Here is a 10,992-nt window from a genome sequence, read left to right on the forward strand (position 1 = left end):
CCGGACCAGCCTCGCGGGGACAATGCTTGCGCATTACGGGAATTTAACGACCGAAACTCCACCCGGGCTTGCCGCCCCGGCCCCACCCCCTTACGCCTTCGCGTCACAATGTGACACCGGTGGAAACGCCGGATGGGGGAACGCCGATGCTGAGCCGCCGCAACCTCATGCTGACCGCCGCCGCCGGCCTCGCGCTGGCCGGCTGCGCCACCGCCGAGCCGCCGCCGCCGCCGGTGGCCGCCGCGCCGCCGCCGCCCGCCCCGCCGCCGCCCACGGCTGAGCAGGAACTCGCGACCTTCCTCGACGACGTCTTCCAGGAGGCGCTCAAGGACAGCCCGGAGCTCGTCACCTCCCTCGGCCTCGACACCGGCGAGCGCGCCGGCGCCAAGGGCCAGCTCCACGACGGCTCCGTCGAGGCGCTGGACCGCCGGCGCCGCCGCAACGCCGATATGCTGGCCCGGCTGAAGAAGATCGACCGCTCCAGGCTCTCCGGCATGTCGCTCGTCAACTACGACAGCATGGCCTACGGCATGGAGGTCCAGGCCGAGGCCGACGCCCGCTTCCAGTACGGCGGGGAGGGGGCCGGCAGCCCCTATGTCCTGTCCCAGATCACCGGCGCCTGGCAGGAGATCCCCGACTTTCTCTCGGCCCAGCACACCGTCGAGACCCGCGAGGACGCCGAGGCCTATGTGTCGCGGATGGAAGCCTTCGCCCGCCTGATGGGCCAGGAGAACGAGCGCGTCCGCCGCGACGCGGGCCTGGGCGTCATCCCGCCGGACTATGCGCTGAAGGGCGCGATCGCCCAGATGAAGGTCCTGCGGGCCCCGGCCGACAGATCCGCGCTGATCCGCAACCTCACCGACCGCACGACCGCGAAGAACATCCAGGGCGACTGGCGCGGCGAGGCGACCCGCGTCTACGACGCCGCGGTGGTCCCGGCCATCGACCGCCAGATCGCGCTCCTCGAAAGCCTGCTGCCCCGCGCCACCCACGACGCCGGCTGCTGGAAGCTGCCCGACGGCGAGGCCTACTACGCGCTGGCGCTGCGCAGCCAGACCACCACCAACATGACGCCGGCCGAGGTCCACCAGCTCGGCCTCGACGTCACGCGCGAGCTGCACGCCCGCGCCGACGTTCTGTTCAAGAAGATGGGCTACACCCGCGGCGGGGTCGGCCAGCGCTACGACCGGCTCTACAAGTCGAAGACCGGCGTCTATCCCAACACCGACGCCGGCAAGGCCCAGCTGATCGGCGAGCTGAACAAGCTCGTCCAGAAGATGGAGGCGCGGCTTCCCGAGCAGTTCGCGACGCTTCCCAAGGCCAAGCTGGAGATCCGCCGGATCCCCAAGGAGACCGAGCAGGGCTCCTCCACCCACTACTCCGAGGGCAGCCTCGACGGCTCGCGCCCCGGCATCTACTGGATCAACCTGCGCGACACGGCCGAAGCGCCCTACTGGTTCATGCCGACCACGACCTTCCACGAGGGCGTGCCCGGCCACCACATGCAGATCTCCATCCAGCGCGAGGCCGACCTGCCGATGATCCGGCGGGTCATGGGCTACGGCGCCTACGTCGAGGGCTGGGCGCTCTACACCGAGCAGGTGGCCCAGGAGATGGGTATGTACCAGGGCGATACGCTGGGCGAACTCGGCTACATCCACGACGCCCTGCTGCGCTCCGGCCGCCTCGTCACCGATACCGGCCTGCACAATCTGCGCTGGAGCCGCGAGAAGGCGATCACAACGCTCTCCGACATCGACGGCGATCCGCCCTCGCTCTCGGCCCAGGAGATCGAGCGCTACTCGGTCTGGCCCGGCCAGGCGTGCAGCTACATGGTCGGCAAGGTCACCATCCTGCGCCTGCGCGAGAAGGCGAAGGCGGCGCTCGGCCCGGCCTACGACGCCCGCAAGTTCCACGACGCCGTGCTGCTCTCAGGCTCCATGCCGCTGGCGGTGCTGGAGCACCGCGTCGACCAGTTCATCGCCGCGTCGAAGAGCAGCTAGAAGATCCTGTCATCCCGGACGGCCAAAGGCCGATCCGGGACCCAGGGGCGGACGCACTGCAGTCGCCCTGGGTCCCGGCTCTCCGCTTCGCTTCGGCCGGGATGACACCAGTTTGATTTGAGTGAGGACATTGATGAGCCAGATCGACCGGCGGGGTTTCCTGCTCACTTCCGCCGCGGCGGCCCTCGCGGGTCCGGCGCTGGCCCAGGGCTCGGCCGAGGACGCCAAGCTCCGCGCCCTGCTCGACGCCATGTACGAGGAAGCGCTGGACGCCTCGCCCGAGCAGGTGACGCGGCTGGGCCTCGACAAGGGGGCCCGCGCGGCCGCCAAGTCGAAGCTGAACTCCGAGAGCCTCGCCGACCTCGCCGAGGACCGGGCCCGCAATGCGAGCCAGCTCAGGCGCCTCCAGGCCATCAATCCGCGGAAGCTCAGCCCGCGCAGCCGCTCGGACTGGGAAGCCGTCCTGTTCACCGCCCGCACCAATGCCGAGGGCGCGAGGTTCGGCTACGGCGACGCCTTCGGCCAGGAGCCCTACGTCCTCTCCCAGCTCACCGGCGCCTACCAGGACAAGCCGGACTTCCTCGACACCCAGCACGAGATCGAGACCAAGGCCGACGCCGACGCCTACCTGGCCCGCCTTGAAGCCTTCGCCACCGTCATGGACGAGGAGGTGGAGCGCGTCCGCCATGACGTGGCCAAGGGCGTGGTCCCGCCGGACTTCATCATCGACAAGGCGCTCACCCAGATGCGCGGCCTGCGCACCGAGCCCGGCCAGTCGGTGCTCGTCACCTCGGTCGGCAAGCGGGCCGGGGAGAAGGGCATCCGGGGCGACTACGTCGGCCAGGCATCCGACATCTACACCGGCAAGGTGCTGCCGGCGCTGGAGCGCCAGATTGCGCTCCTGGAGAGCCTGCGGCCCCAGGCCACCCACGACGCCGGCTGCTGGAAGCTCCCCGACGGCGAGGCGCTCTACCGCCATGCGCTGAAGAACATGACCACCACGACGCTCAGCGCCGACGAGGTCCATGAGCTCGGCCTGGAGACGGCGAAGTCGCTGTCCGCCCGCGCCGACGTCCTGCTGAAAGGTCAGGGCTATACCCAGGGCTCGGTGGGCGAGCGGATCGCCGCGCTCTTCAAGGAGACGAAATACCACTACGCCAACACCGACGCGGCGAAGGAACAGCTCATCGCCGACCTCAACACCTATGTGGAGGCCATCCGGCCGAAGCTGCCCGAGTACTTCGGCCAACTCCCGCAGGCCCCGGTCGAGATCCGCCGCGTTCCGAAGTTCATCGAGGCCGGCGCGCCCGGCGGCTACTACAACCGCCCCGCCCTCGATGGCTCGCGGCCCGGCATCTACTGGATCAATCTGCGCGACAGCGCCGAGAACCCCACCTGGACGCTGAAGACGCTCACCTACCACGAGAGCATCCCGGGCCATCACCTGCAGCGCACCCTGCAGCAGGAGGGCGACGGCCCGATGCTCCGCCGCACGGCCGGCTTCCCGGCCTTCGCCGAGGGCTGGGCGCTCTACACCGAGGAGCTGGCCCGCGAGATGGGCATGTACGAGGGCGACCCGCTGGGCGAGGTCGGCATGCTGCAGGCGGCCCTGTTCCGCGCCGCGCGACTCGTCGTCGACACCGGCCTGCACGCCAAGCGCTGGAGCCGCGAGAAGGCCGTCGAGACCATGGTGTCCATCGACGGCAGCCCGGTCTCCTCGGCCACCACCGAGATCGAGCGCTACTGCGTGCGCCCCGCCCAGGCCTGCAGCTACATGGTCGGCAAGCTCACCTGGCTGCGCCTGCGCGAGAAGGCCAAGACCCAGCTCGGCGCCCGCTACGACCTGCGCAAGTTCCACGACGCCGTCCTCCTGGGCGGCGCCATGCCCCTGACCGTGCTGGAAGGCGTGGTCGACCGGCACATCGCCGCGAACAAGGCCTGAGTATCCCGATGACCCACCTCGACCGCCGCAGCTTCCTGCTCACCTCGGCGGGCGCAGCGGCTCGTCGCCGCGACCCCGGCGCTGGCCCAGGCCAACACCGAGGACGCCAGGCTCCGCGCCCAGCTCGACGGCATGTTCGAGACGCTCGTCGACGACAGCCCGCGGTTCGCCACCTCGCTCGGCCTCGACAAGGGCGTCCGCGCCGGCCTCAAGGCCCAGCTCGACGACAATTCGCTCGCCGCCAAGGCCCGCCGGCTGGGGCGCTCCCGCAAGTGGCTGGGCGAGCTGAAGGCCATCGACCGGTCGAAGCTCTCGGCCTCCTCGAAGGTGGACCTCGACGTCGTGCTCTACCAGCAGGAGCGCAGCGTCGCGGCGGGCGACAGGTGGAAGTTTGGCGACACCGGCGGCAACTTCAATCCGTACGTGATCAGCCAGCGTTCGGGATCCTACGCCAACATCCCCGACTTCCTGGACAGCCAGCACAAGGTGGCGGGCGCCGCCGACGCCGAGGCCTACCTCTCGCGCCTGTCGGCCTTCGCCCGGTCCATGGACAACGACCTGGAGCGCCAGCGCATCGACGTCGCGGCCGGCGTCGTGCCGCCCGACTTCGTCTGCGACCTGGCTGTCGGCCAGATGAAGGCGCTCCGCGACCAGCCGGCGGCCTCGACCATCATGGTGACCTCGATCGCCAAGAAGGCCGCCGCCGCCAACCTGCCCGGCGACTGGGCCGCGCGCGCCGAGAAGATCGTCTCGGGCGAGGTGTTCCCGGCCCTCGACCGGCAGATCGCCGGCATGCAGGCCGCGCGCCGGCTCGCCAAACCGGACACCGGCGTCTGGGCGCTGCCCAATGGCGACGCCTACTACGCCGACTGCGTGAAGGCCTCGACCACCACCAACTACACGCCCGACCAGGTCCACCAGATGGGCCTCGACCAGGTGGCCGAGATCAACGCCCGCCTGGACACCATCCTGAAGGGCCAGGGCCTGACGCAGGGGACCGTCGGCCAGCGTCTCGTGGCGCTGAACAACGATCCCAAGCAGGTCTATCCGGCCACCGACGAAGGCCGCGCCCGGCTGCTCGCCGACCTCAACAAGGACGTGGCCGACCTCTATGCCCTCATGCCGCGCGCCTTCGCGACCCTGCCCAAGGCCAAGGTCGAGGTCCGGCGCGTGCCGGTGTTCATCCAGGACGGCGCGGCCAATGGCTACTACCAGTCGGCCGCCCTCGACGGCTCCCGGCCCGCGGCCTTCTACATCAACCTCAAAGAGACGTCGGACTGGCCGCGCTACAACCTGAAGACCCTCGCCGTCCACGAGACCGTTCCGGGCCACCACCTGCAGGTCGCGCTGACCCAGGAGAGCGACCGTATTCCGATCCTGCGCCGCACCGGCTTCGGCTTCTCGGCCTTCTCGGAGGGCTGGGCGCTCTATTCGGAACAGCTTGCCGACGAGATGGGCGCCTACGAGGGCGACCCGTTGGGCCAGGCCGGCTACCTGCAGTCGCTGCTGTTCCGCGCCGCCCGCTTGGTCACCGACACCGGCATCCACGCCAAGCGGTGGACCCGGGCCCAGGCCACCCAGTACATGGTCGACACCATCGGCAACACGCCGACCCGCGCCCAGCGTGAGGTGGAGCGCTACTTCTCCAGCCCCGGCCAGGCCAACTCCTACAAGGTCGGCCACACCGTCTGGGCCAAGGTCCGCGAGGACGCGAGGAAGAAGCTCGGCCCGAAGTTCGACCTCAAGGCCTACCACGACGCCGTCCTGCTCTCCGGCGCCATGCCGCTGACGGTGCTGGAGCGCCACGTGGACGCGTGGGTTCAGGGACAGGGGTAGCCCTGTCCCTCCCTTAATGGGGAGGGTCGACTCGCCGCAGGCGAGCGGGGTGGGGGAGTTGCGTCCAAGCGCTGACTCTCAGACCTCGCCCCACGCCTCCCCACCCTGCGCGCGTGCCGCGCGCTGTCCCTCCCCATTAAGGGAGGGACCCTAAAACCACCCCGCGTCCTTCAGCGCCGGCGCGTTGCTGCGGCTGACCGGGACCACCAGACCGCACTTCAGCTTCGCCTCGCCCCGGCCGCGCAGCCAGGCGACCTCGTCGATGGCGTCGGCGGCCACCCACCAGGACCGGTGGGTCTGGAACCCGGCCACGCCGGCCAGCTCCGACAGCGCGTCGCCGAACCGGGCGGTCACCAGCTCTTCCCCCGCGTCGGTGTGGACGCGCAGGTAGTGGTCCTCGGCCTCCACGGCGATCAGGGCCGCGGCGCGGCGCTTGGCCGACAGCCGCTTGCGGAACGCCGCCGCCGGGTCTTCCGCCGGCGGCCGCTCCACCTCCACCACCACCGGCCTGTGGGCCCAGGCGAACTGGCGGAAGGTCATGGTGGCGAAGCTGACCACGAACACCTGGAACCACGGCTGGGCGATGTTCTCGGGTCCCAGCCGCATCTCGGTCATCACATGGTTGGTCACGCCCACCAGCACGGTCACGAACGGCGTCATCAGCACGCTGGCCATCGTCACCCGCAGCCAGAAGTGGTTGACCGCGCGGCGCAGCGGCTCGTCGATCGCCGTGCCGATCAGGCCGCCGCCCACCATGCAGACGAACCAGTAGACGAAGCGCTCCTCCAGCGGCCGCTGCGACGACCCGAAGGGCCCGAGGAAGGCCATGACCACGCCGATCGCCACATAGAGCGCGACGTCGGCGGCCAGGCGGCGCGTCCAGGCGGGCAGGGCGGTCGGCGGCATCCAGGCTCCGGACCCGGTGAATCGTTCGCGTCCGATCCTGCACGACTTGCGAAAAGCCCGCATCCGTTCGCGAAGCGACGGCGCCATTCGCGGGTTCGCCCCTCGACGCCCGACGGCGGTTCCGGCGATCCAGCGCCCGTCGAAACCGGAGCGTCGCATGAGCCGTCCCCTCGCCACCGCCGGCTGGAGCCTCGCCGCCTTCCTGAGCATGGGCGTGGCCATCTATTCCTACCGCTACCTGCCGCAGGTCGGGCCGATGGCCGACGGCGTGCTGGCCAACCTCTTTGCGCGGCCCTGGCTGATGGTGCATGCGGGCGGCGCGGCCACCGCCCTGCTGCTCGGCCCCTTCCAGTTCCTGCCGGCGCTCCGCCGGCGTGCGCCGCGCGTCCACCGCTACGCCGGCCGCGCCTATGCCGTCGCCTGCCTGGTCGGCGGGGTCTCGGGTCTGGTCCTGGCCATGGGGACCACCGCCGGCACGATCGCGGCCGTAGGCTTCGGCCTGCTCGCGCCCGCCTGGATCTACACCACCGCCCAGGGCTGGCTGACCGCGCGCGCCCGGCGTTTCGACGAGCACCGCCGCTGGATGATCCGCTCCTTCGCGCTCACCTTCGCGGCGGTGACGCTGCGCCTCTACCTGCCGATCGGCATCATGGCCGGCCTGACCTTCGAGCAGATCTACGTGGCCACCGCCTGGATCTCCTGGATCCCCAACCTGCTGGTCGTCGAGCTCTGGATGCGCCGCGGGACCCTGTTCCGCCCGCTGGCCGCCGCGTGATCACGCGCTGCTGACATGCCGCTGTCAGCAGTCCGGGTCTAGGGTGCCCAAAGGTTGGCTGGAACGAAGCCCCGAAGGGAGACCCCGATGTCCGATCTCGTCTTCTACACGAACCCCATGTCCCGCGGCCGGATCATCCGGTGGATGCTCGAGGAGGTGGGCCAGCCCTACGAGACGGTGCTCGTCGACTGGGCCAACAAGTCCGCCGATTTCCTCGCCGTGAACCCCATGGGCAAGGTGCCCGCCATCAAGCACGGCGACACCGTCGTCACCGAATGCGGCGCGATCTGCGCCTACCTGGCCGACGCCTTCCCGCAGGCGGGGCTCGCCCCGCCTCCTGGCAGCAAGGACCGCGGTCCCTACTATCGCTGGCTGTTCTTCGCCGCCGGCCCGATCGAGCAGGCGGTGGGCGCCAAGTCGATGGGCTGGGAGGCGCCGCCCGAGCGCGAGATGATGCTGGGCTACGGCAATCTCGACCGTGTGCTCGACACCCTGGAAGGCGCCCTCGACGGCCGCGCCTTCGTGGCCGGCGACGCGTTCACCGCCGCCGACCTCTACCTCGCCTCTCACCTCGCCTGGGGCATGCAGTTCGGAACGCTCGAGAAGCGCCCGGCCTTCGAGGCCTATGCTGAGCGCCACACCTCCAGGCCCGCGGCGAAGCGGGCGGCGGAGATCGACGACGGCCTCATCGCGGCGGCGCAGCAGCCGCAGCCGGAGCCCGCTGAATAAGGTCCCACTTGGCGCCGTAGAGGTCCTCGAACACCGCGACGGTCCCGTAGGGCTCCCGTCGCGGCTCTTCCAGGAAGCGGACCCCGGCCGCGGTCATGCGCGCATGATCGCGGTCGAAGTCGTCGGTCTCCAGGAACAGGAACACCCGCCCCGCCGCCTGGTCACCCACCGCGCGCGCCTGCTCGGCATTGGCCTTGGCCAGCAGCAGGCCGGCGTCCGACCCTGGCGGCCGCACCACCACCCAGCGCTTGCCGCCCCCCATGTCGGTGTCCTCGACCAGGTCGAAGCCCACCTTGCCGACGTAGAAGTCCCGCGCCTCCGCATAGTCGCGGACGAGCAGGGCGGTGAGGGACAGGCGCTGGGTCATGCGCCCCTTTTACCTCCCCTGTGAGCGGCAGCGAACGGGGGAGGGGGACCGTCGGCCGAGCGTAGCGGAGAGCCGATGGTGGAGGGGGCGGAGGCCGGCCGTGCGCGCGGCTCGCCCCCTCCACCGCGCGCTCTTCAGCCGGCTTGCGCCGGCCTCGGCGAGCGGTCCCCCCTCCCCCGCTGCGCAGGGGAGGAGTGGGGGTCAGGCCGTCGCCCCCGCCCGCGCGGCGTTCGACGCCTCCTCGGCCAGCCGCCCGGTCAGTTCGCTCATGTGGTCGAAGTCGGCCTCGAAGGCGCCCAGGCCCTGGGTCAGGCCGCGCAGCTCAGCGATCAGGTGCTGGCGCTCGCTCTGCGGCAGGTAGGCCTCGATCCGCTCCCAGCCGCGCCAGTCCTCGCGGGGCGCGAGCCCCAGGATCTGGCCACGCCGGGCCGTGAGCGCGGACGTCACGTTCGAGGCGCTGGGGCTCGGCGAATAGACCGTCAGCTTCTCGATCGGCTCCAGCAGCGTCGAGCCGCACTGCTTGAGCGCCTCGTCGATGGCCAGCTTCCCGGCGATCCGGAAGGCCATTTCGGAGGAGTCGACGCTGTGGGTCTGGCCGTCCACCAGGGTCACCTCCAGGTCGGTGACGGGGAAGCCCAGCGGCCCCTTCTCCAACCCGTCGCGGACGCCCTGCTCGACGGCCGGAATCCACTGCTTGGGCACCGCGCCGCCGACCACCTTGGAGACGAACGAGAAGCCGGAGCCGCGGGGCAGGGGCTTCACCTCGATGGAGACGTCGGCGAACTGGCCGTGGCCGCCGGACTGCTTCTTGTGCCGCGCCCGGTGGGCGACGCCCCGCTGGATGGTCTCGCGGTAGGGCGTCTTCGGGTCGGCGGTGTCGATCTCCACCCCCGAACCGGCGCTTCAGCCGCTCGAGGGCCAACCGCAGGTGCCCTCGCCCTGGCCGGCCAGCAGCACCTGGCGGGCCTCCGCGTCGTGGGTCAGCGACAGGCCCGGGTCCTCCTCGATCAGCTTGTTGAGCGCGCCGGACAGCCTGACGTCGTCCTTGCGGTTGTGGGCCGAGAGCGCCACGGCGAACAGCGGCCGCCTCGGCCGCACCTCGTTCTTGAGCTGCTGGGCCTGGCCGGTGAGCGACAGGATCTGCCCGGCCGAGGCCTGCTCGACCTTGCCGATCGCCACCACCTCGCCGACCGGCGCGGCGGTGACCTTCTTCAGTGTCGCGCCCTGCACGGAGAACAGGCCCCCGACCCGCGAGCGGTCGCCGGTGGGCAGCACCAGCTCGGCGCCGTCGTCCAGCTTCTGGCCAAACACCCGCGCATAGGCGAGCTTGCCGGACTGGCCCGCATAGGCCGCCTTCAGCACATAGGCGCCCTTGGTGACGCCCAGCCGCTCCGCCGCCTTGTCGGCCAGCGGCGCCTCGTGGCGCAGGGCCTTGAGGAGGCGCTGCACGCCGAAGCCGTTGGAGGCCGAGCCGAAGAACACCGGCACGATCAGCCCTTCCTGCATCTCGCGCACCAGGTCGCCGAACACCGCGTCCACCGAGGGCGTCACGTCGGAAAGGAGCTGTTCCAGGAGGTCGTCGTCGAAGTCGGCGATCTGCTCCAGCATGTGGAAGCGCGCCTCGGCCTCGGCGTCCTTCAGGTCCGCGGGGATCTCCACCTGCAGGGGTTCGCCCGGCCGGTAGACGAAGGCGCGTTCCAGGGCCAGGTCGATGAAGCCGGTGACGTGCTCGCCCTCCCAGGTCGGGATCTGCCGGGCCACCAGAGGCGCGGAGCTTACGGGTGCGAGCGCGTCCAGCAGCTCCTGCAGGGAGCCGCGGGCCTGGTCCATCTTGTTGATGAAGAGGGCGTGCGGCACGCCCAGCCGCTCCAGCTCGCGCAGGGTCGGCTGCAGGAGCTGGGCCTTGTTGGGATCGGGCTCGGCCACGACGATCGCCAGGTCCACCGCCGCCAGCGCCGCGTCCGTGTCGGCGCAGAACTCCAGCGAGCCCGGGCAGTCGATCACCGCATAGCGGTCGCCCATGAAGTCGAAGCCGGCGAGGTTCAGCTCGACGGAATGGCCGCGGGCGCGCGCCTCGGGGCTCGAGTCGCCCACCATCTCGCCGCCGCCGCCGGCCCGCGCGTGCGTCGCGCCGGTCGCCAGCAGCAGGGCTTCCATCAGCGTGGTCTTGCCGGCGCTCGTGGGGCCGACGAGCGCGAGCGCCCGAACCGACCCCTGGGTCTGGATTGGCATGTTGGGTCCTCCCATCACCTGTGGCGCTGGGAGGCACTCCGACGACGCCTCCTCGGCGCGATGAAAGGGCGGTCAGGGACCAGAACAGGCTGGCCGACGCCGCCTCTGGGAAAACGCTACGCCTGTGGATTGCCGTCGGCTAGCGGCGCCGCGTTCACGGGCCGGTGATCGCAGCCATCCCTCCCCTTCAGGGGAGGGGTAG

9 protein-coding genes and 1 pseudogene are annotated in these 10,992 nt (G+C 70.8%); 5 read left to right on the plus strand and 5 right to left on the minus strand.

The genetic code is table 11. The annotated features are described in order from the left end of the window. Positions 1–146 precede the first annotated feature (146 nt). Positions 147–2,003 (plus strand): DUF885 family protein, encoded by a 1,857-nt coding sequence (locus tag LRS04_RS12800; protein WP_257816701.1) that lies wholly within the window; start codon positions 147–149, stop codon positions 2,001–2,003. Here the strand turns inward: LRS04_RS12800 and LRS04_RS27920 are convergent. Further along, positions 2,000–2,110, minus strand: a pseudogene (locus LRS04_RS27920) (hypothetical protein); the annotation flags it as partial. The gene LRS04_RS12800 and the pseudogene LRS04_RS27920 sit on opposite strands and share 4 nt — an antisense overlap. 26 nt (positions 2,111–2,136) lie before the next feature. Between LRS04_RS27920 and LRS04_RS12805 the strand changes: the two are divergent. Both LRS04_RS12805 and LRS04_RS12810 read left to right on the plus strand, forming a co-directional pair. Continuing rightward, positions 2,137–3,945, plus strand: a complete 1,809-nt coding sequence (locus LRS04_RS12805; RefSeq protein ID WP_257816702.1) for a DUF885 family protein — start codon at positions 2,137–2,139, stop codon at positions 3,943–3,945. A gap of 132 nt (positions 3,946–4,077) precedes the next feature. Further along, positions 4,078–5,781: a DUF885 family protein gene (locus LRS04_RS12810; RefSeq protein ID WP_257816703.1), complete on the plus strand. Its 1,704-nt coding sequence runs from the start codon at positions 4,078–4,080 to the stop codon at positions 5,779–5,781. Between the two features lie 150 nt (positions 5,782–5,931). Here the strand turns inward: LRS04_RS12810 and LRS04_RS12815 are convergent, their stop codons facing one another. Next, entirely contained in the window at positions 5,932–6,687 is a 756-nt protein-coding gene (locus LRS04_RS12815) for a LytTR family DNA-binding domain-containing protein (RefSeq protein ID WP_257816704.1), read from the minus strand. A 157-nt stretch (positions 6,688–6,844) separates the two neighbouring features. Between LRS04_RS12815 and LRS04_RS12820 the strand changes: the two genes are divergently transcribed. Then, complete coding sequence (locus tag LRS04_RS12820; RefSeq protein ID WP_257816705.1) at positions 6,845–7,462, plus strand: DUF2306 domain-containing protein; 618 nt, start codon at positions 6,845–6,847, stop codon at positions 7,460–7,462. An 87-nt stretch (positions 7,463–7,549) separates the two neighbouring features. Then, positions 7,550–8,191 carry a glutathione S-transferase family protein gene (locus tag LRS04_RS12825; protein WP_257816706.1) on the plus strand — a complete coding sequence of 214 codons (642 nt, stop codon included), beginning with the start codon at positions 7,550–7,552 and terminating at the stop codon, positions 8,189–8,191. Here the strand turns inward: LRS04_RS12825 and LRS04_RS12830 are convergent. The 3 genes from LRS04_RS12830 to LRS04_RS12840 all read right to left on the minus strand — a co-directional run bounded on the left by LRS04_RS12830 (position 8,148) and on the right by LRS04_RS12840 (position 10,790). Further along, positions 8,148–8,558 (minus strand): VOC family protein, encoded by a 411-nt coding sequence (locus LRS04_RS12830; protein WP_257816707.1) that lies wholly within the window; start codon positions 8,556–8,558, stop codon positions 8,148–8,150. The genes LRS04_RS12825 and LRS04_RS12830 overlap by 44 nt on opposite strands. A gap of 201 nt (positions 8,559–8,759) precedes the next feature. Beyond that, positions 8,760–9,446 (minus strand): hypothetical protein, encoded by a 687-nt coding sequence (locus LRS04_RS12835; RefSeq protein WP_308238136.1) that lies wholly within the window; start codon positions 9,444–9,446, stop codon positions 8,760–8,762. A 15-nt stretch (positions 9,447–9,461) separates the two neighbouring features. After that, complete coding sequence (locus LRS04_RS12840; RefSeq protein WP_257816708.1) at positions 9,462–10,790, minus strand: elongation factor G; 1,329 nt, start codon at positions 10,788–10,790, stop codon at positions 9,462–9,464. Positions 10,791–10,992 lie beyond the last annotated feature (202 nt).

This window comes from Phenylobacterium sp. J367, from assembly GCF_024699985.1.
Taxonomy (GTDB): Bacteria; Pseudomonadota; Alphaproteobacteria; order Caulobacterales; family Caulobacteraceae; genus Phenylobacterium.

Bases quoted from the DNA above. Each gene is read 5' to 3' on its own strand.
- LRS04_RS12800 (WP_257816701.1), top strand. From the start codon at position 147: ATGCTGAGCCGCCGCAACCTCATGCTGACCGCCGCCGCCGGCCTCGCG.
- LRS04_RS12805 (WP_257816702.1), top strand. From the start codon at position 2,137: ATGAGCCAGATCGACCGGCGGGGTTTCCTGCTCACTTCCGCCGCGGCG.
- LRS04_RS12810 (WP_257816703.1), top strand. From the start codon at position 4,078: ATGTTCGAGACGCTCGTCGACGACAGCCCGCGGTTCGCCACCTCGCTC.
- LRS04_RS12815 (WP_257816704.1), bottom strand. From the start codon at position 6,687: ATGCCGCCGACCGCCCTGCCCGCCTGGACGCGCCGCCTGGCCGCCGAC.
- LRS04_RS12820 (WP_257816705.1), top strand. From the start codon at position 6,845: ATGAGCCGTCCCCTCGCCACCGCCGGCTGGAGCCTCGCCGCCTTCCTG.
- LRS04_RS12825 (WP_257816706.1), top strand. From the start codon at position 7,550: ATGTCCGATCTCGTCTTCTACACGAACCCCATGTCCCGCGGCCGGATC.
- LRS04_RS12830 (WP_257816707.1), bottom strand. From the start codon at position 8,558: ATGACCCAGCGCCTGTCCCTCACCGCCCTGCTCGTCCGCGACTATGCG.
- LRS04_RS12840 (WP_257816708.1), bottom strand. From the start codon at position 10,790: ATGCCAATCCAGACCCAGGGGTCGGTTCGGGCGCTCGCGCTCGTCGGC.